The sequence below is a fragment of the Actinomadura sp. NPDC048394 genome, assembly GCF_040651755.1.
Lineage (GTDB): Bacteria > Actinomycetota > Actinomycetes > Streptosporangiales > Streptosporangiaceae > Spirillospora > Spirillospora montaniterrae.
The window spans coordinates 24,805-42,692 of the sequence record NZ_JBEZJL010000075.1 but is presented as its reverse complement, the minus strand read 5'-3'; the positions used below and the strand labels follow the sequence as shown (position 1 = coordinate 42,692).

At 75.4% G+C, this 17,888-nt stretch carries 17 protein-coding genes; 10 read left to right on the top strand and 7 right to left on the bottom strand.

Going from position 1 to position 17,888, the window contains the following annotated elements; translation table 11 throughout:
- Positions 1 to 9: 9 nt before the first annotated feature.
- A complete protein-coding gene (locus AB0C78_RS39475) occupies positions 10 to 1,095 on the bottom strand; it encodes a DUF6461 domain-containing protein (protein WP_360758450.1) in 1,086 nt (361 codons plus the stop codon).
- A gap of 170 nt (positions 1,096 to 1,265) precedes the next feature.
- On the opposite strand from AB0C78_RS39475, the gene AB0C78_RS39470 reads away from it, so the two are divergent.
- Both AB0C78_RS39470 and AB0C78_RS39465 read left to right on the top strand, forming a co-directional pair.
- Entirely contained in the window at positions 1,266 to 2,051 is a 786-nt protein-coding gene (locus tag AB0C78_RS39470) for an alpha/beta hydrolase (protein ID WP_360758449.1), read from the top strand.
- The gene (locus tag AB0C78_RS39465) at positions 2,048 to 3,409 is read left to right on the top strand and encodes a hypothetical protein (protein WP_360758446.1); all 1,362 of its coding nucleotides are present in this window, start codon (positions 2,048 to 2,050) and stop codon (positions 3,407 to 3,409) included. Before AB0C78_RS39470 ends, AB0C78_RS39465 begins: the two co-directional genes overlap by 4 nt.
- Positions 3,410 to 3,417: 8 nt before the next feature.
- On the opposite strand, the gene AB0C78_RS39460 is transcribed toward AB0C78_RS39465, so the two are convergent.
- On the bottom strand, positions 3,418 to 4,152 hold the full coding sequence (locus AB0C78_RS39460) for a DUF4440 domain-containing protein (RefSeq protein ID WP_360758444.1): 735 nt from the start codon (positions 4,150 to 4,152) through the stop codon (positions 3,418 to 3,420).
- A gap of 32 nt (positions 4,153 to 4,184) precedes the next feature.
- Complete coding sequence (locus AB0C78_RS39455) at positions 4,185 to 5,621, bottom strand: MDR family MFS transporter (protein ID WP_360758442.1); 1,437 nt, start codon at positions 5,619 to 5,621, stop codon at positions 4,185 to 4,187.
- A 135-nt stretch (positions 5,622 to 5,756) separates the two neighbouring features.
- Here AB0C78_RS39455 and AB0C78_RS39450 point away from each other — a divergent pair, with 135 nt between their 5' ends.
- The 3 genes from AB0C78_RS39450 to AB0C78_RS39440 all read left to right on the top strand — a co-directional run bounded on the left by AB0C78_RS39450 (position 5,757) and on the right by AB0C78_RS39440 (position 7,659).
- Positions 5,757 to 6,335, top strand: coding sequence for a helix-turn-helix domain-containing protein (locus AB0C78_RS39450; protein ID WP_360758440.1), 579 nt, complete (start codon positions 5,757 to 5,759; stop codon positions 6,333 to 6,335).
- 37 nt (positions 6,336 to 6,372) lie between these two features.
- On the top strand, positions 6,373 to 6,798 hold the full coding sequence (locus AB0C78_RS39445) for a MerR family transcriptional regulator (RefSeq protein ID WP_360758438.1): 426 nt from the start codon (positions 6,373 to 6,375) through the stop codon (positions 6,796 to 6,798).
- A gap of 102 nt (positions 6,799 to 6,900) precedes the next feature.
- Entirely contained in the window at positions 6,901 to 7,659 is a 759-nt protein-coding gene (locus tag AB0C78_RS39440; RefSeq protein WP_360758436.1) for an SDR family oxidoreductase, read from the top strand.
- 15 nt (positions 7,660 to 7,674) lie between these two features.
- On the opposite strand, the gene AB0C78_RS39435 is transcribed toward AB0C78_RS39440, so the two are convergent.
- Together AB0C78_RS39435 and AB0C78_RS39430 are read right to left on the bottom strand one after the other, a co-directional pair.
- A complete protein-coding gene (locus tag AB0C78_RS39435; protein WP_360758433.1) occupies positions 7,675 to 8,334 on the bottom strand; it encodes a response regulator transcription factor in 660 nt (219 codons plus the stop codon).
- Positions 8,331 to 9,488: a sensor histidine kinase gene (locus AB0C78_RS39430; RefSeq protein ID WP_360758431.1), complete on the bottom strand. Its 1,158-nt coding sequence runs from the start codon at positions 9,486 to 9,488 to the stop codon at positions 8,331 to 8,333. Before AB0C78_RS39430 ends, AB0C78_RS39435 begins: the two co-directional genes overlap by 4 nt.
- Positions 9,489 to 9,653: 165 nt before the next feature.
- On the opposite strand from AB0C78_RS39430, the gene AB0C78_RS39425 reads away from it, so the two are divergent.
- The 4 genes from AB0C78_RS39425 to AB0C78_RS39410 are packed head-to-tail and all read left to right on the top strand — an operon-like array spanning position 9,654 to position 15,101.
- Positions 9,654 to 11,129: an MFS transporter gene (locus tag AB0C78_RS39425; RefSeq protein WP_360758429.1), complete on the top strand. Its 1,476-nt coding sequence runs from the start codon at positions 9,654 to 9,656 to the stop codon at positions 11,127 to 11,129.
- 44 nt (positions 11,130 to 11,173) lie between these two features.
- The gene (locus AB0C78_RS39420) at positions 11,174 to 11,557 is read left to right on the top strand and encodes a cupin (RefSeq protein WP_360758427.1); all 384 of its coding nucleotides are present in this window, start codon (positions 11,174 to 11,176) and stop codon (positions 11,555 to 11,557) included.
- The gene (locus tag AB0C78_RS39415; RefSeq protein ID WP_360758425.1) at positions 11,554 to 13,383 is read left to right on the top strand and encodes an ABC transporter ATP-binding protein; all 1,830 of its coding nucleotides are present in this window, start codon (positions 11,554 to 11,556) and stop codon (positions 13,381 to 13,383) included. Before AB0C78_RS39420 ends, AB0C78_RS39415 begins: the two co-directional genes overlap by 4 nt.
- A complete protein-coding gene (locus AB0C78_RS39410; protein ID WP_360758472.1) occupies positions 13,383 to 15,101 on the top strand; it encodes an ABC transporter ATP-binding protein in 1,719 nt (572 codons plus the stop codon). Before AB0C78_RS39415 ends, AB0C78_RS39410 begins: the two co-directional genes overlap by 1 nt.
- On the opposite strand, the gene AB0C78_RS39405 is transcribed toward AB0C78_RS39410, so the two are convergent.
- Positions 15,098 to 15,607 carry a nuclear transport factor 2 family protein gene (locus AB0C78_RS39405; RefSeq protein ID WP_360758423.1) on the bottom strand — a complete coding sequence of 170 codons (510 nt, stop codon included), beginning with the start codon at positions 15,605 to 15,607 and terminating at the stop codon, positions 15,098 to 15,100. The genes AB0C78_RS39410 and AB0C78_RS39405 overlap by 4 nt on opposite strands.
- A gap of 251 nt (positions 15,608 to 15,858) precedes the next feature.
- On the opposite strand from AB0C78_RS39405, the gene AB0C78_RS39400 reads away from it, so the two are divergent.
- Positions 15,859 to 16,551 carry a DUF2817 domain-containing protein gene (locus tag AB0C78_RS39400; RefSeq protein ID WP_360758421.1) on the top strand — a complete coding sequence of 231 codons (693 nt, stop codon included), beginning with the start codon at positions 15,859 to 15,861 and terminating at the stop codon, positions 16,549 to 16,551.
- A 9-nt stretch (positions 16,552 to 16,560) separates the two neighbouring features.
- Here AB0C78_RS39400 and AB0C78_RS39395 read toward each other — a convergent pair whose 3' ends face one another.
- Complete coding sequence (locus tag AB0C78_RS39395) at positions 16,561 to 17,859, bottom strand: hypothetical protein (protein ID WP_360758419.1); 1,299 nt, start codon at positions 17,857 to 17,859, stop codon at positions 16,561 to 16,563.
- Positions 17,860 to 17,888 lie beyond the last annotated feature (29 nt).

The following is a 17,888-nucleotide window of genomic DNA, read 5'->3' as shown; positions in this document are numbered from 1 at the left end:
CGGGCACGGTCAGGTCGCGGTGCCGCGGAGGGTCTGCAGGATCGCGGCCTCCTCGGCGGGATCCCGGAGGAGGGGAGGCCCCTGCGTGAGCGGGCGGAGCGCGGCGCGGGCGGCGGCGTGCGGATCCGGCGACAGCGCGGCCTTCAGCGCCTGCGCGAACCAGCCCAGCATGTGGGCGGCGGTCCGCTCGTCGTCGCTCATCTTGGAGCGGGCGGACGGGTCGTTGAGCGATCGTCCCGCCTGACGCGAGCGCGTCAGCCAGGACCGGACGTGCATGCCGAGGTCGGAGCCGGGGGCGACGGTGACCGGTTCGCCGCGCTCGGCCGCGGCGACCGCGTCGGCGAGCCCCGGGGTGCCGTCCAGGTCCAGGACGGAGGCCAGGCGCATCGTCTCGCGGGCGGCGACCGCGCGGAGCAGCTGTGGCGGAGCCGCGTCGAGGGCCGCGACCATCGCGGGGTCGGACGGGCCGTGGGAGGGCGAGGCCGGAGCGGGGCCGAACCAGGGTTCGACCGGGGCGGACGGGAGCTCCCCGGCCAGGGCGTCCGCGTGCGGGACGGCGCCGGTGATCAGTCCCGCCAGCAGGAGCGCGGGGACGTAGGCGCCCGGCACGTGGTCGTCGTCGTCCTCGGCGTCCAGGTCGAGGCCCACCGCGCGCATCCGGCCGAGCAGCCGGTCCGGCTCGCTGCCCCAGCGCTGGTCGGGCCAGGTGGGCTCGAATCCGGTGACCAGCGTGCCGTCGACGGCGTAGGAGAAACCGTGGTCGGCGTAATCGTGCCGCTGGACCGAGACGGCCTCGGTGCCCCGGGACAGCGCCGTCAGCGGCCCGGTGAGCGAGCCCTGGAAGCCGTCCGGTTCGATCAGCACCATCCATTCGCCCAGGTCCAGAGCGAACGCGAAGTCCGGGTAGCCCGCCGCGAAGGAGCCGCTCGCCTCGGTGGCCTCGTCGAGGGTGCGCGGGCGCAGCTCGTCCGGCAGGGCGCCCAGCCGCGACAGCGCCTCGGTCTCGTCCAGCCCTCTGACGAAGGTCAGGCAGAACACCTCGCCGAGCGTCCCGTCGTCGGCCCACGCGACGTCGTCGTCCGTCACCCCGAGCATGGCCCCTCCGGGAAGGTCGGTGGCATGACCCGTCGATCATGGCAGCGTCCGGCGCCGCCCGGGCGGCTCTCGCCCTCAGCGAAAACCGACTCGTCCCCGGGGCCCCTGGGCGGCCGGACGCGCCGCTGCTGATTCCGGGAGACCGCGGTGCGTGCGGGTAGGGGGCGAAGGTGGACATCAATCATCCGCAGGCGCCCGATCGATTCGAGGTGACCTACCGGAGCCTGCCGTGCGCCAGGATGCGGGCGCGGACGGTGGGACGTGCGGTGCCGGGCGTTCCCGAGGTCGTCGTGGTGCAAGGCATGGCGGTGTCCGACTACCTCATGCCGGCGCTGGCGCGACTGGGCGAGTGGACCCGCGCGCACCTGGTGGACCTGCCGGGCCTGGCGGGCAGCGGCGACCCTCCGCAGGAACTGGACGTCCCCGGGTACGGGCGGGCGATGGCGGCGTGGCTGGACGACGCCGCGCTCGGGCCCGTCGTGGTGGCCGGGCACAGCAGCGGCACCCAGGTCGCCGCGCACGCCGCCGCGCTCCGGCCAGGACGGACGGCCGCGCTGGTGCTGGCGAGCCCGACCGTCGATCCGGTCGCCCGCTCGGTCCCCCGCCTGCTGCTGCACTGGCGGCTGGACGCCCGCCGCGAGCCCGGCGAGCTCGGCCGCTCGCACCATCCCGAGTGGCTGCGGGCCGGGCCGCGCCGGCTGTGGCACATCGTCCGCGCGCACCTCGACGACCATGTCGAGGACGTGCTCGCCGACCTGCCGTTCCCCGTCCTCGTGCTGCGCGGCCGGCGGGACCGCCTGCTCACCGCGCGCTGGGCGCGCGAGCTGGCCCGGACGGCGCCGGACGGCCGGTTCCTGGAGGTCCCCGGGGCGCACACGTTCGTGTGGCCGTACCCGGACGCGTGGTCGGAGCCGATCCGGACCCTCGCCGAGGGCGGCGGGGAGGACGGGCGATGACGTCGCCGGGCCGGCAGGTCGCCGGGTTCGACTCCGCGACCGCGATGCTGCGCGTCCTCGCGAGGTTCCTGGACGGCCGGGACGCGCCGCTGCTCGGGATCCTTCCCGGGGCGCTGGAGGCGCCGATGTCGGTCCTGCTGGGGGCGGCGAACCGGCTGCCGCGCCGGATCACCGAGCGGGCGTTCGCGGCGTCCGGCTGGGCGGAGGCCGTCGCGCCCGGCCGGACCGGCGAGGTCCGCTCGGACGCCCTCGCGGAGTGGATCGTGTCCCACTACCCGCGGCGGCGCTACCCCGCCGCGTTCATCGGCTCGGCGGACGGCGCGATGATCCATCTCGCGGCGGCGGTCGGCGCGCCGTGGCTGCCGCAGACCGTCCTGATCCCGGTCCGCCGCCGCGGCGGCCATCCCGACGACCCGGCCGCGTGCCTGCGGGCGTCGCGGCGGGCGGGCCAGGACCTCGCCGACGCCGGCCCGGACCTGGTCCTGCACCACATGCACGACCCGAACCAGGACCGGCTCATGATCGCCGGGATGTCGTACTTCCGGGTCAAGTTCCGGCGGCTGCCCGCCGCGTACCGGGAGTTCCTGCGGGAGTGCCTCGCCCCGGACGCGACCCTCGTCGTGTCGGACTGCGGGCTGCGCTGGCCGACCACCCGCGCCGGGGAGCGCCACCTGTTCCAGCACGGCGCGTTCGGCGGCATCGGCGCGGCCGAGTTCCATGAGGGAGGCGACCGCGTCGCCGGGTTCCTGGCCCGGGACGGCTCCCCGTTCCGCGCCTGGCGGGCGCCGCCGCCGGACGGCGAGAGCCCCGAGGCCGAGTGGGGGTTCGACCCCGCCCTGCTGGACGACCTGGGCGAGTTCCGCACCCACCGGCTCTCGTTCTCGGAGCCGCAGGCGCTCAGCGCCGCCGTCGCCGACCTGTACCGCGACTGGTACCGCCGGCGCGGCGTCCCCGACACGCGGCTGTTCGCCTCCTGCTTCCTGCTCATGGAGCCCTGGTGGACGCTGCGGACCGGCTCCGTCCCGTACTGGCTGGCGTTCAACACCGACCCGGCGAACCGCCGCCTGCTGGAGTACCTGGACGGGGCCGCGCCTTACGACGAGATCCGCCTGACCCTGTTCTCCAACGGCGTGCGCGCCCTGGGCCAGGCGCCGATCCCCGCCTGGCGGGACGTCCTCGCCCGGGCGCGCACCCTCGGTTCCTTCACCGGAGTCGACGCGCGCGCCTATCCCCGGGACTTCGCCTCGTTCGTCCGCATGCACCGGGACCTGGCGGCGGCGCGTCCGCTCTACCCGATGCCCGACCCGATGGACCTCGGCTTCGCCCTCGACTTCCTGGCACGCCACCCGTCCACCTAGACCGCGGCCTACGCTCCTCCCCCGGCCTCGATCGGCAGGCCCGCCGCGACCCAGTCCTCGATGCCGTCGGCGTAGAGGCGGACGTTCCGGTAGCCGAGTCGCTTCAGCTCCGCGGCGAGGTCGGGACCCCGCGTGCAGGACGTGTCGGTCGAGTACACGACGATCCGCGCGGCGCGGTCGGGCAGGACGTCGCCGGCGGACGCGGGCGCGTCCTCGGCGGTGAGGTTGAGGGCCGACGGGAGGTGCCGGCGGTCGTAGGCGGGCGCCGGCAGCGCGTCGACGGTGACGGCGGTTCCGGCGTCGATGGCGGTGCGGAGCTCGTCGCGGGAGATCGTCTCGGGGCCCGCGGTGGCGGGGGTGGACGGCGGCGGTGCCGTCGGCGGCCGGAGAGGGCCGCTGAGCTGGAGGTTCGCGATGGCCCAGCGGTCGCCGTCGCGGACCGCGACGAGCGTCAGCCGGAACGAGCCGCTCGCGTCGTGGCCGCGCGCGGTGGTGCGCTGCCGCTGGACGGCGGTGACGACCGCGGCGTCCCCGTACAGGCGGACCTGCGGGTCGAGCACCTCGAAGGCGTGGTTGGTCAGGTCCTCGTGCCGGGCGGCCCACTGCCGTCCGTCCAGGACGAACCCGACGGGGCCGATGCCGGTGAAGTCGGGGCTGAGCAGCCGCTCGTAGGCGGCCGTGTCGCCGTTGAGTTCGGCGTCGGCGAAGCGGTGGACGAGGTCGAGGATCTGCTGGCGGCTCATCGCGCTGTTCCTTTCCGTTGCGGTGCGCCCGGTCATGCGTTCGCGGGCTTGGGGGCGTTGTCGTGCGGCTGCGCGGGGGCGGGGTCGGGGGCCTGGTGGCGGGGCAGCAGCAGCGCCGGCAGGACGGCGAGCGCGGTGAGCCCGAGCGGCCACCAGAACGTCCGGCCGAACGCGGCGGCGACCCCGGTCGTGTCGAGGTTGTGCTGCAGGACGACGGCGTACAGCGCGGTGCCGATCGCGCCGCCGACCCGCTGCGTGATGTTCAGCAGCGCGGTCGCGCGCGGGATCGCGGCCTGGTCGACGCGCCGGTACGCCATGGACATGGCGGGCGCCATGAGGCAGCCGGTGCCGAGCCCCATGACCAGCAACGCCGCGGTCACCGGGAGCGCGCCGGCGGTGGCGCCCGCCTGGGTGTAGACGAGGAGGCCGGCGGCCAGCAGCGGCAGCCCGGTCAGGATGATCGGCTTGCCGAGGCCGCGGTCCACGAGCCGTCCGGAGACGGCCAGCGCGAGAGCGGCGCCGGCGCCCTGCGGAACGAGCAGCAGCCCGGTGTCCAGCGCGGACTCGTGGTGGACGAGCTGGTAGTACAGCGGCAGCAGCAGCATCGAACCCTGCAGGACGGCGCCGAGCAGGGCCTGGATCGCGGCTGCGGAGGCGAACGTCCGGTCGGCGAGGTGGCGCAGGTCGAGGAGCGGCCGGCCGGCGCGCAGCGCGTGCACCGCGAACAGCGCCAGCAGGACGGCTCCGGACAGCGCCGGCGCCAGCGTCCCGAGGGAGAGCGCGCCGTCGCCGGCCAGCCGGGAGACCGCGTAGACGATCGCGACCAGGCCGGACGAGAGCAGCAGCAGGCCGGGGACGTCGAGGCGGTCGGACCGTCCGCCCGGCGCGCCCTGGAGCAGCCGCCACGACAGCAGCAGGGTGACCAGCCCGGCCGGCACGTTGACGAGGAAGATCCACTGCCAGGCGGCGGCGGAGACCAGCAGCCCGCCGAGGACCGGGCCGAGCATGGGGCCCAGCATCATCGGGACGCCGACCAGGCTCATCGCCCGGCCCATCCGGCGCGGCCCGGCGGCCTGCGCCACCAGCGTCATCCCGACCGGCGCGACCATGCCGCCGCCGAGCCCCTGCACGACCCGGAAGGCGATCAGGCTGGGCGCCGACCAGGCCAGGGCGCACAGCAGCGAGCCGGCGGTGAAGAGCGCGAGCGACGCGATCCACACCCGCTTGCCGCCGAACCGCCCGGCGGCCCAGCCGGTGAGCGGGATGACCGCGGCCAGCGCGAGCGCGTAGCCGGTCATCACCCACTGGACGGCCGGCAGCGGCGCCGCGAGGTCGCGCGCCAGGGCGCCGATCGCGACGCTGACGATCGTCGCGTCGAGCACGGTGAGGATCGCGCCCGCCACCACGATCGCGGCGGTGGCGGCGAGGCCGCCCCGCTGGGGGCCGACCTGGGGGTTGCTGCCCGTCATGACCGTTCCTCTCCACGAAGCGGGGAAAATCTCTCCACTTAACTGTGGCACGCCGCCGCGGGACCGGCAAGAGCAAGCGGGGAAACTTTCCCCGCTTTGCTGCTACCGTGTCCCTACGACGCGAGGAGGTGGACGATGGCCAGGCCGATGCGGGCCGACGCGCGGCGCAACCTGGAGCGGATCCTGGCGGCCGCGCGCGACATGATCGTCGAACGCGGCCCCGACGTCCCGCTCGACGACGTCGCCCGCCGCGCCGAGGTCGGCAGCGGCACGCTGTACCGCCGCTTCCCCGACCGCGCCACGCTGCTGCACGCCGTCGCGCTGGACGCGCTGACCGGCACCGTCGAGGCCGCCCGGGACGCCTGCGAGCAAGAAGCCGACCCGTTCGACGCGCTGGCCCGCTACCTGCGGCGGACGCTGGAGCTGCGCGTCTCCGCGGTGCTGCCGGCGCTGCTCGGCCGGGTCGATCTCGAGGACGATCCCGAACTGGCGCCGCTGCGCGCGGAGAGCCTCCGCCTCCTGGAGGGCCTGGTCGCGGCGGCGCACGACTCCGGCAGCCTGCCGGAGGACGTCACGTTCGCCGACATCGGCATGATGGCGGTCCGCATCGCCCGCCCGCTCCCCGGTCCCCTGCCGCCCGAGGAGAAGGAGGCCCTCGCCCGCCGCCACCTGGACCTGTTCGTCCGCGGCCTCCGCGCCCAGGCCGCCTCGTGATCGCGGGGCACGGGCCTCGCGTACGCTCGGAGGCACCATGGCGGACGAGCGGCTGACGATCGGCGAGGTGGCGGACCGGACGGGTGTGGCCACCTCCGCTCTGCGCTACTGGGAGGAGGTCGGCCTGCTGCCGGAGCCGTCCCGGGTCTCGGGGCAGCGGCGGTACCCGCCGTCGGCGGTGGAGCAGGTCGGTCTCATCCTGCTGCTGCGCGACGTCGGCTTCACGTTGCGCGAGATCAAGGCCCTCGTCGGGGCCCGCACGTCCGGGGGCGACTGGCGGGAGCTGCAGCGGGGCAAGCTCGCCGAACTGGACGAGCAGATCGCCCGGATGCAGGCGGCGCGCGAAGCGATCGCGCACGGGCTGGCCTGCCCGCACGACAACGTCTTCGAGTGCCCGAACTTCGCCGGCGTGCTCGCGGCGCGGATGGCGGGAGCGTCCCTGGAAGAGGCGCACGAACACTGACCCCGTTCCTCCCCGCATGTCACAGGCGGGCGGGCTGTGTCGTCTCGGGTCCGACAACGGGTGCCGGGCAGGACGCACCCTTTCCGAGACAGGGAGCGGGACATGGGCGAACACCGGAAGGTCGCGCTGGTCACCGGGGCGAACAAGGGCATCGGACGCGGGGCCGCCGCGCAGCTCGCGGCGGCGGGCATGACGGTCCTGGTCGGTGCCAGGGACCCGCGGCGCGGCGAGGAGGCCGCCGCGGCGCTGCGCGAACCGGGCGGCGACGTGCACGCGCTCGCGCTGGACGTCACCGACGCGGCGTCCGTCCGGGCGGCGGCGGAGCAGGTGGAGGAGCGCTTCGGCCGCCTCGACGTGCTGATCAACAACGCCGGCATCAGCGGCTCCGGGAAGGTCGCGCCCGACCAGGCCCACGACCAGATCCCGAGCACCGTCGACCTCGACATGGTCCGGACGGTGTTCGAGACCAACGTCTTCGGGGTGATCGCGGTGACCAACGCCATGCTGCCGCTGCTGCGGCGGTCGCCGGAGCCGCGCGTCGTCAACGTCAGCAGCCACGCCGCGTCGATGACGATCTTCAGCGACCCGGCCGGGCCGATGACGGCGCTGCCGCCGTCGGCGGCGTACTCGCCGTCCAAGAGCGCGCTGAACGCGCTGACCGTGCAGTACGCGAACGAGCTGGGCAAGGACGGCGTCCTGGTCAACGCCGCCGCGCCCGGCTTCGTCGCCACGGACGCCAACGACCACACCGGCGTCCTCACGGTCGAGGAGGGCGCCGCGGTGCTGGTGCGGCTGGCCACGCTCGGGGCGGACGGACCGACCGGCGGCTTCTTCGGCGCGGAGGGCCCGATCCCCTGGTGACCCGGGCGCCCGCCGTCAGGCGCGGCGGGGGGTGACGAGGCCGGACTCGTAGGCGAACACGACGAGCTGGGCGCGGTCCCTGGCCCGCAGCTTCGTCATCGCCCGGCTGACGTGCGTCTTCGCGGTCGTCGGGCTGATCACCATCCGGGCGGCGATCTCGTCGTTGGACAGCCCGCGGGCCACCAGCGCGGCGACCTCGCGCTCCCGGTTGGTCAGCACGTCGAGGGCCTGCGGGACGGGCTCGGGACGGCGCGCGACGTACTCGGCGATCAGCCGGCGGGTGATCGCGGGCGACAGCAGCGCGTCGCCCCGGGCGGCGACCCGCACGCCCTGCAGCAGGTCGGCGGGCTCGGTGTCCTTGACCATGAAGCCGCAGGCGCCGGCGCGCAGCGCGTTGAAGACGTACTCGTCGAGGCCGTAGTTGGTGAGGATGACGACGTGGACGCCGGCCAGCCGCTCGTCGGCGGCGATCAGCCGGGTCGCCTCGATGCCGTCCATCACCGGCATCTGGATGTCGACGAGGGCGACGTCGGGCCGGTGCTCGCGGGCGAGCGCGACGCCCTGCTCGCCGTTGGCGGCCTCGGCGACCACCTCGATGTCGTCCTCGATCTCCAGCAGGGCGCGGAAGCCGCCGCGGATGAGCGCCTGGTCGTCCATGAGGAGCACGCGGATCATGCTGCTCCCTCCAGGGGCAGCTCGGCGCGCACGATGAAGCCGCCCTCGGCGCGGGGTTCGGCGCGGAGCCGGCCGCCGAGCGCCGCGACGCGCTCGCGCATGCCGAGCAGTCCCTTGCCGGGCACCGGCGGCGCGTCCGGGTCGGCCTTGCCGTCGTCCTCGACCTGCACGACCAGTGCGTCGCCGGCGTACTCGACGCACACCGTGGCGGCCGCGCCGCCGGCGTGCCGGGAGACGTTGGTGAGCGCCTCCTGGACGATCCGGTACGCGGCGCGGTCCACCTCGGACGGCAGGTCTCGGCGGGTCCCGGAGACCGTGACGGTGGCGTCCAGGCCGGTGGAGCGGGCCCGTTCGACCAGGTCGTCGAGGCGGTCGAGGCCGGACGCCGCGGCCTCGCCGCCCGAGCCGTCGCCGCCGTCGGAGTCGGAGTCGCGCAGCACCTCCAGGGTGGCGCGCAGCTCGCGCATGGCGTCGCCGCTGGCCTCCTGGATGGCCAGCAGCGCCGGCGGGACGTCCTCGCCGCGCCGGTGCGCCAGGTGGACGGCCACCCCGGCTTGGACCTTGATGACGGAGATGCTGTGGGTGAGGGAGTCGTGCAGCTCGCGGGCGATGCGGAGCCGCTCCTCCCCCGCGCGGCGGAGGGCCGCCTCCTCGCGGGTGCGCTCGGCCTCGGCGGCGCGCTGCTCGGCCTCCTCCAGGTAGGCCTGCCGGTGCTGGATTACGGTCGCCGCGACGCCGGCCGCCACGAACCAGCCGACCAGCAGCGCGACGCTCTGGAGGTTCTCCCCGGTCCCGTCGGCGCCGGGCAGGTTCACCGCCACGGCGATACCGAGGAACGCCGCACTGACCAGCGCCGCGGCGACCCGGTGACCGGCCCGCACCGCGGCGAACACCGCCACCATGACCGGGTAGGCCGCCGCGGGGCCCGGCTGGGTGCGGGCCGCGACGACGAGCATGAACGCCGCGCTGCCGAGCAGCGCCACCAGCGGCGCCCGCCGCCAGGCGACGAGCACGAGCGACCCCGCGACGCCCGCCGCGACGTCCAGCGCGCCCGCGCGCGGCGAGTAGAGCATGACGACCGTCAGCAGGACGGCCATCGCCGCGGCGAGCAGGCCGTCCTCGGCGAGCGGCCGCCTCCGGTCCAGGAACCTCATCCAGGTAGGTTATGGGCCGTTTTCGTGGAAATCCTCCGCTGGACGGCGTAAGTGCCGGCTACTCCCGGCGTAGTAGGCGGGCCGGGCCTGCTTCCGCGGTGCCAGGCGAAGGAGTCTTCCCCCGCACGATGACCGCCGACCGGCACGAACAGCACCATTTCCGGCATGTACACGATCCGGAAAACGCCCCGTGCCCGGGCGGCCGCCGAACCGGCCGCCCGGCCCGGGCTCACGCTCGCCGCGGTGGCCGTCGTGCAGTTCATGGTGTCGCTGGACCTGTCGGTCGTGAACGTGGGGCTCCCGCGGATCGCGTCCGGCCTCGGGTTCGGCGCGGTCGGCGTGACCTGGGTGATCCACGCCTACGCCCTCACGTTCGGCGGGCTGCTCCTGCTGGGCGGCAAGGCCGCCGACCGGTACGGCCGCAAGCGGGTGCTGCGGCTCGGGCTCGGCCTGTTCGGCCTCGCGTCCCTCCTCGGCGGCCTCGCGCAGGAACCCGGCCACCTGGTCGCCGCCCGCGTCGCCCAGGGCGTCGGCGCCGCCGCGCTGGCACCGGCCGCGCTGGCGCTGCTGACCGCCACGTTCCCCGCGGGCCGGGCCCGCGTCCGCGCCTTCGGCATCTGGAGCGCGATGAACGCCGCCGGCGGCGCCTTCGGCGTCCTGATCGGCGGCCTGCTCACCGAGTACGCCGGCTGGCGCTGGGTGATGTTCGTGAACGTGCCGATGGCCGCCGCCGCGCTCGCCATGGCCTGGCGGGGCGTCGCCGCCGACCCGCCGCCCGCCCGCCGGGGCCGCCCCGACGTGCTCGGCGCGGTCCTCGCCACCGCGGGCATGACCCTGCTGGTGTTCGGCGTCGTCCGCACCGACCGGCACGCCTGGACGTCGGCGGTGACCGTGACGACGCTGGCGGCCGCGGCCGCGCTGCTCGCCGCGTTCGTCCTCGTCGAGCGGACCACCGCCCGGGAGCCGCTGATCCGGCTCGGGCTGCTCGCGAACCGCTCCGTCGCCGGCGCGAACGCCTACAACCTGCTGACCGGCGCGGCGCTGTCGTCGTCCTTCTACTTCATGTCCCTCTACCTGCAGCGGGTCCTCGGGACGGATCCCGCGCTGACCGGGCTCGAGTTCGTGCCGTTCGCGCTCGGCGTGGTCGCCGGCTCCTTCCTCGCCGTCAAGCTCGGCTACCGCCTCCCCGCCCGCACCCTGCTGATCGCCGACGGGCTCATGACCGCGGCGGCGTTCGCCTGGTTCGGCCGGATCGACGCCGACGGCGCCTACCTCACCGACGTCCTCGGGCCCTCCATCGTCGCCAGCGTCGGGTTCGGGCTCTGCCTCGCCCCGATCGTCTCCACCGCCACCGCCGGCGTCGCGCCGCACGAGGCCGGCGCCGCGTCCGGCCTGCTCAACAGCGTCCGCCAGATCGGCGCCTCGCTCGGGCTGGCCGCCCTCGGCACCGCGGCGCACGACCGCACCGGCGGCACCGTCACGCGCGCGTCGCTCAGCGACGGGTACGCGCTCGGCTTCACCCTCGGCGCGGTGCTGCTGCTCGGCTCCGTCCTCATCGCCCTCACCGTGCTGCGCCGCGGCGGCCCGCCCGCGCCGGCCGGACGGTCCGGCGGGCCCGAGCCGGCCGCCGCCATGGACTGACCGGCGCCCCCATCCGCATCTCACCGCAGGAAGGACGGCCCGGCATGCCCGTCACCCCGATCGACCTGTTCGCGTCCCTGCTCCACCTCCGCCAGGGCGGCACGATCCACGCCGAGAAGAGGACCGTGTGCTCCGGCCACGACGGCTGGCGGCTGACGGCCTTCCACGCGAAGACCGACGCCGACGTCCACGGCGGCCACTGGGAGGTCCACCCCGAGTCCGAGGAGGTCGTGTCGTGCCTCATCGGGAAGTTCCGCCTCTACCTGCGTCCGGAGGAGCCGGGGCAGGAGGAGGAAGTGGTCCGGCTGCCCGCCGGGACCGCCGCGATCGTCCCGCGCGGGCGGTGGCACCGCATCGCGCTGGACGTCCCCAGCAGCATCATGGCCGTCACCCTGCCGCAGGGCAGCCGGCTGGAGGCGCGCCGATGACCGTCACCGGCGTCGCCGAGGCGCGGCCCGCGCCGACGTCCGAGGCCGGTGCCGCGGCGGACCCGGGCTCCGCCGGGCTGCTGCGCCCGCACGTCCGGAGCTTCGCCGCGGTCGTCGTCCTCCAGGTGGTCGGCGCGGTCGCGGGACTGGCGCCGCTCCTGGCGGTCGCCGAACTGGGCCGCGCCCTCCTGGCGCCCGGCCCCGCCGACCACGGCCGCGTCTGGACGGCCGTGGTCGCGGGCGCGGCGGGGCTGCTCGTCCGGCTGCTGTGCACGGCCGCGTCCTCGGGGATCGGGCACCTGCTCGACGGCCGCGTGCAGCTGGCGTTCCGGCGGCGGCTGGCCGCGCGGCTGGGCCGCGTCCCGATCGGCTGGCTGTCCGGCCGCCGGACCGGCGAGCTGGCGAAGCTCGTCGGGGACGACGTCAGCGCCGTGCACCCGTTCATCGCCCACGCCCCCGGCGAGCTCGCCTCCGCGTTCGTCGTCCCGCTCGTGTCGCTGGCCTACCTGTTCGCCGTCGACTGGCGGCTCACGCTGATCACGCTGGTCCCGGTGCTGCTCGCGGTGGCGCTGGTCCCGCTGATGATGACGCCGGGCCGGCTGCGCGAGCAGCGGGGGTTCGACGCGGCGATGGGCCGGATCGCGAACTCCGTCGTCGAGTTCGTCCAGGGCATCGCGGTCGTCAAGGCGTTCGGCGGCGGCGACCGCGCCCTGCGGCGGTTCACCGCCGCCGTGGACGAGTTCGTCACCGCCTTCTACCGGATGGTGCGCGCCCTCTCCGGCGTCGCCGCCGCGATCCAGCTGGTGCTGTCGCCGCCGTTCGTGCTGCTCGCCGTGCTGACCGGCGGCGCGGTCCTGATCACCGGCGGCCACATGGCGCCGGCGGACCTGCTCCCCTTCCTGCTGCTCGGGCTGGCCCTGACCGCTCCGGTCGGCGCTCTCTTCCACGGCTTCGACGACCTGCAGGGCGCCCGTCGCGCGGTCGGCCGGATCCGGGAGGTGCTCGCGGTGCCGCCGCTGCCCGAGCCCGCGAACCCGGTCGCGCCGCGAGGGCACCGGGTGGAGTTGCGGGACGTCCGCTTCGGCTACCGGCCCGACCGCGAGGTGCTGCGCGGCATCGACCTGGTGCTGGAACCGGGCACGGTCACCGCGGTCGTCGGGCCGTCCGGCAGCGGGAAGTCGACGCTGGTCCGGCTGCTGCCACGGTTCTTCGACCCGACCCGGGGCACGGTCGCGCTCGGCGGCGCCGACCTGCGCGACATCGCCGCACGCGACCTCTACCGGACGGTCTCGTTCGTCTTCCAGGACGTGCGCCTGCTGCGCGCGTCGGTCGCCGACAACATCGCGCTCGCCGTACCGGACGCGGGCAGGGACGACATCGTCCGCGCCGCCCGGCGGGCGAACGTCCACGACCGCGTCCTCGAGTTGCCGCGCGGCTACGACACGGTGATCGGCGAGGAGGCCGGCCTGTCGGGCGGCGAGGCGCAGCGGATCGCGATCGCCCGCGCGCTGCTCGCCGACACCCCCGTCCTGGTCCTCGACGAGGCGACCGCGTTCGCCGACCCGCAGACCGAACTGGCCGTGCGGCGGGCCCTGACGGCACCGGGAGGCGACCGGACGGTCCTCGTCATCGCGCACCGGCTGGAGACGATCGCCGACGCCGACACCATCGTGATGCTGGAGGACGGGGCGGTCGCCGAGCGCGGCGCCCCCGCCGAGTTGCTGGCGCGGGACGGGAGGTTCGCCGCGTTCTGGCGCACCCACCTGGCGGCCGCCGACGGCGAGACCGCGGCCCGGCCCGGCGCCCCGCGAGGAGACGACCTGTGATGATTCCGATGCTGTTCCGCGTGCTGGGCCCTCGGTACGCGCGTCCGGTGCGCCGCACCGTGGCGCTGATGACGGCGACCGCCGTGTTCGAGGGCCTGTCCTACGCGCTGCTGGTCCCCGTCCTCCGGGCGCTCTTCGGCGACGCGCCCGGCGACGCCCGGCCCTGGCTGATCGCGTTCGGGGCCGCGGTCGCGGTGTACGGGGTGCTGCGGTACGTCAGCGACCTGTCGGGCTTCCGGGTCGGGACCACGCTGCTGCACGGCATGTACGACCGGCTCGGCGACCATCTGGCCCGGCTGCCCGTCGGCTGGTACGGGCCGCGCCGCGTCGGCGAGGTGTCCGTCCTGGCCGGCCGCGGCCTCCTGCAGGCGATGAGCGTGATCGCGCACCTGCTGGCGCCGCTCGTGTCGGCCTGCGTGACGCCGCTGACGATCGTCGCCGTGATGTCCGCCTTCGACTGGCGGATGGGCCTGGCCGCGCTGCTCGCCGCGCCGGTCGTGGCGGCGGTCCAGGTCCGGGCCGGACGCGCGATGGCCGCCGCCGACGCCGAGCGCGCCGACCGCGACCACGAGGCCGCCGCGCGGGTCGTCGAGTATCTGCAGGCCCAGCCGGTGCTGCGGGCCGGCGGACGGACCGCCGAACGCTTCGGGATGCTCGACGACTCGCTCCGCGGGCTCCAGCGCGCGTCCCGGCGGTCCACGCTGTCGGCGCTGCCCGGCATCCTCGGGCTGACGCTCACGGTGCAGGCGTTCTTCACCGTCCTGCTGGCCCTGGGCGCCTACCTCGCGCTCGGCGGGGACATCGGCGCGGCGGACGTCCTGGCGGTCCTGGTGCTCGCCGCCCGCTGCGCGGACCCGCTGCTGTCGCTGTCGGAGCTCGGCGGCCGGCTGCGCGGCGCGCGGTCCGAACTGGCCCGCCTCGACGCGGTGCTGCGCACCGAACCGCTGCCGGAGCCCCGCGACCCGGTCCGGCCGGAGCACGGCGGCCTGGAGTTCGCGTCCGTCACGTTCCGGCACGGCGACCGGACGGTCATCGACGATGTGTCGCTGTCGGTGCCGGAAGGACGGCGGCTCGCCGTGGTCGGGCCGTCGGGCGCGGGCAAGAGCACCCTGCTGAATCTGATCGCGCGGTTCTACGACGTGGACGCGGGCGCGGTCCGCGTCGGCGGCGCGGACGTCCGCGACATCGGCACCGAGGCGCTGATGGCCCGGATCGCCGTCGTGTTCCAGGACGTCCACCTCTTCGACGGCACGATCGAGGAGAACGTCCGCCTCGGCCGCCCGGACGCGAGCGACGCGGAGGTGCGGGCGGCGGCGAGCGCGGCGCGGCTGGACGAGGTGGTCGAGCGGCTGCCCGGCGGCTGGGCCGCGAACGTCGGCGAGGGCGGCGAGCTGCTGTCGGGCGGCGAGCGCCAGCGCGTGTCGATCGCGCGGGCGCTGCTGAAGGACGCGCCCATCGTGCTGCTGGACGAGGTGACGTCCGCGCTGGACCCGGTGAACGAGGCGGCCGTCCACGACGGCATCGAACGCCTCGTCGCGGGCCGGACGGTGGTGATGGTGGCGCACCGGATGCGGACCGTCCGCCGCGCCGACCGCGTCGTCTTCCTGGACGGCGGCCGGATCGCGGATGAGGGCGCCCATGACGAGTTGCTGCGCCGCGGCGGCCGCTACGCCGCCTTCTGGGCGCTCTCCACGAACCCGGCCCCGAGCGGGGCCTAGTGCCCCATCACCTGGTTCACCACGGTGCCCTCGGGCAGCGGGCGCAGCACCGTCCACAGCGTCCGGACGTGCGACTTCACCATCTTCCACCGCCCGCCCTCGACCACGTACTCGTCGTCGTACTCCGCGGCCATGAGCAGTTCGGTGTTGTCGACCCGGTTCAGCTGCCGGAAGCGCAGAGACCAGGTGCCTGTCGCCGCGGAGTCGTCCAGCACGGTGATGACGGGGTGGAAGCCGTGGTGCATGTCCAGCACCGCGTACTCGCCGTCGACCTTCCGCAGCGCGATCTCGCTGAACACCCGCGTGAGCGCGTCGGCGTCCTCGAACGTGCCGAGCGAACCGTAGTCGATCGACGCGGGCCCCTTGGTGAAGCTCTCCCGGAACGCCACGGGGTCCTTCGCGTCGCACGCGCTCCAGTACCGGTGCTTGAGGGCCTTGATCGCCTCGATCCGCTCCAGGTCGGCCACCCGCTGCTCCAGGGAACGGCGCCCTGCGTCCTCCGCCATGTCGAGCCCCTCTCAGAGTGGATCGCGCAACGCTAGCCGCGCCCGCCCGACACCGCGCCCGACATTCCCGGCCACCGGGAGCACGGGCCCGCCGTCCTCCGTCCGGCAGCACCGCCGCCCGGTGAATCAGCGGCGGCTGAGGGGGCATTGGACCGTCACTCCCCCGGGACCGGCTGGATGGCGCGCATCGGGGGGGCGTGGTGGGGCGGTGGGCGGCGGGCCTGCGCGGGCGCGGTGCGCTTCTCGGTGCCGTGGCGGTCTTGCTGGCCGCATGCGGGGACGCCGGCGGCTCGTCGGCCGGCGGTTCGATCCACCGGACGGTGGTGCTGGGCAGGTCCGTCCAGGGACGTCCGATCTCGGCGGTCGAGCTGGGGAACCCGCACGCGGCGCGGCGGGTGCTCGTCGTCGGCTGCGTGCACGGCGACGAGCCGGCCGGAGTGGCGGTGGCGGACGCACTGGCCGCCGGACCGGGCCCGGCGCACGCGGACCTGTGGGTCGTGCCCGTGCTCAACCCGGACGGGATGGCGGCCCGGACGCGTGGCAACGCGCACGGCGTGGACCTCAACCGCAACTTCCCGGCAGGCTGGCGCCGGATCGACGCCCCGGGATCGGCCCACTACTCCGGTGCGGCGCCGCTCTCGGAGCCGGAGTCGGCGGCGGCTGCGCGCCTCGTCCGTCGCGTGCGGCCGACCGTGGCGATCTGGTTCCACCAGCATCTGGCGGTGGTCGACGACTCCCAGGGGCCGAGCGATGTCCAGCACCGTTTCGCCCGCGACGTCGGCCTCCCGCTGCGCGCGCTTACCGTCTACCCAGGAAGCGCCACGGGCTGGGAGAACACGGTCGTCGGACGGAGCGCGTTCGTGGTCGAGCTCCCCGGCGGGCGGCTTCCGGCGCAGGCCGTCCGCCGGTACGCGGACGCTGTCCGCCGCATCACGGGGAGCTGACCGGGCGGGCTACCTGGTGACCATCCGGAGCAGGGCGCGACCGAGTTCGCGGACGGAGTCCTCCGTCTCGTGCAACGCGCTCTGCAGGTCGCTGGCGCCCTCCCCGCTGTCCTTGCCGTCCTCGCTCTCCTCGCCGCCCTCGCTGTCCTCGGCGTCCTTGCCGTCCTCTGCGTCCTGGGCGGGCTCTTCGGAGCGGCGCCGGTCGGACGACCCGTCGCCGGAGCCGGACGGCGCGGCGTCCTCGCCGGGGTGCTCGCCGGTGTTCTCCGACCCCTCGCCGGTGTTCTCGGTGTCTTCGCCGCTGCTCCCCGCGTCGTCGGCGGTGCCCGCCGCGCCGGCGGTCGCGTTCCCCGCGCCCTCGGCGGCCTTGCCGGCTCCTTCGGCGGCCTTCCCCGCGCCCTTGCCCGCGTTCTCGGCCGCGGCACCGGCCCCCTCGCCGACGCTGCCGGCGGCGTCGCCCGCTCCCTCGCCGACCTTGTCGACGGCACCGCCCGTGCCCTTGCCGACGTCCTTCACCGCACCGCCGGCGCCCTCGCCGACCTTGTCGACCGCGCCGCCGGTGCCCTTGCCCACGTCCTTGACCGCGCCACCGGCCCCTTCGCCGACGTCCTCGACCGCGCGTCCGGTGCCCTTGCCCACGTCCTCGACGGCACCGCCGGCGCCCTTCCCGACGTCCTTGACCGCACCACCGGCGCCCTCGCCGACCTTGTCGACCGCGCCACCGGCCCCCTCGCCGACGTCCTCGACGGCGCGTCCGGCGCCCTTCCCGACGTCCTCGACGGCGCCCCGGGCGCCGTGGCCGACCTCGCCTACCGCCTCGCCGGTGCCGGACCCGACGTCGCGCGCGAGGGACTCCAGGCCGCGTCCCAGGTGCTGGAGGATCTCCGGGTTCCGGTCGAGGGTGGTCAGCACCCGGTCGACGATCTCGGCCACGTTGTCGAGCCGGACCTGCAGCAGCGCCTGCGCCGCGACGCCCTTGATCTCCAGCTTGACCCGGCCGAGGCCCACGTCCGCGCCGACGTTCAGCTTGAGCAGGTCGAGCACCTCGGCGACCAGCGAGACGTGCGCCTCCAGGTCGTTGACCTCCAGCGAGATCTCGTCGACCTTCAGCTCCGGGACGTTGAGGTGGACGTCCGGCCCCTCGGCGGACGGGCGTTCCGCCTCCGGCGGGACGATCCGCCCGGTCTTCTCCTCGAGCTCGCCGGAGCCCCTCCGGTCGTCGCGGTCGCGCCCGGTCCTCTCCTCGACCTCGCCGGACTCGCTCCGGTCGTCGTGCTCGCGGTTCGTGCCGTCGCCGTTCTCGGCCATCGCTCCTCCAAGCCGGGGATCGGGGCGGG

Coding starts and splice junctions, on each gene's coding strand:
- AB0C78_RS39445 (WP_360758438.1), top strand. CDS start 6,373: ATGGCGGACGAGCGGCTGACGATCGGCGAGGTGGCGGACCGGACGGGT.
- AB0C78_RS39460 (WP_360758444.1), bottom strand. CDS start 4,152: ATGAGCCGCCAGCAGATCCTCGACCTCGTCCACCGCTTCGCCGACGCC.
- AB0C78_RS39440 (WP_360758436.1), top strand. CDS start 6,901: ATGGGCGAACACCGGAAGGTCGCGCTGGTCACCGGGGCGAACAAGGGC.
- AB0C78_RS39425 (WP_360758429.1), top strand. CDS start 9,654: ATGTACACGATCCGGAAAACGCCCCGTGCCCGGGCGGCCGCCGAACCG.
- AB0C78_RS39455 (WP_360758442.1), bottom strand. CDS start 5,621: ATGACGGGCAGCAACCCCCAGGTCGGCCCCCAGCGGGGCGGCCTCGCC.
- AB0C78_RS39430 (WP_360758431.1), bottom strand. CDS start 9,488: ATGAGGTTCCTGGACCGGAGGCGGCCGCTCGCCGAGGACGGCCTGCTC.
- AB0C78_RS39420 (WP_360758427.1), top strand. CDS start 11,174: ATGCCCGTCACCCCGATCGACCTGTTCGCGTCCCTGCTCCACCTCCGC.
- AB0C78_RS39450 (WP_360758440.1), top strand. CDS start 5,757: ATGGCCAGGCCGATGCGGGCCGACGCGCGGCGCAACCTGGAGCGGATC.
- AB0C78_RS39475 (WP_360758450.1), bottom strand. CDS start 1,095: ATGCTCGGGGTGACGGACGACGACGTCGCGTGGGCCGACGACGGGACG.
- AB0C78_RS39415 (WP_360758425.1), top strand. CDS start 11,554: ATGACCGTCACCGGCGTCGCCGAGGCGCGGCCCGCGCCGACGTCCGAG.
- AB0C78_RS39465 (WP_360758446.1), top strand. CDS start 2,048: ATGACGTCGCCGGGCCGGCAGGTCGCCGGGTTCGACTCCGCGACCGCG.
- AB0C78_RS39405 (WP_360758423.1), bottom strand. CDS start 15,607: ATGGCGGAGGACGCAGGGCGCCGTTCCCTGGAGCAGCGGGTGGCCGAC.
- AB0C78_RS39395 (WP_360758419.1), bottom strand. CDS start 17,859: ATGGCCGAGAACGGCGACGGCACGAACCGCGAGCACGACGACCGGAGC.
- AB0C78_RS39435 (WP_360758433.1), bottom strand. CDS start 8,334: ATGATCCGCGTGCTCCTCATGGACGACCAGGCGCTCATCCGCGGCGGC.
- AB0C78_RS39410 (WP_360758472.1), top strand. CDS start 13,383: ATGATTCCGATGCTGTTCCGCGTGCTGGGCCCTCGGTACGCGCGTCCG.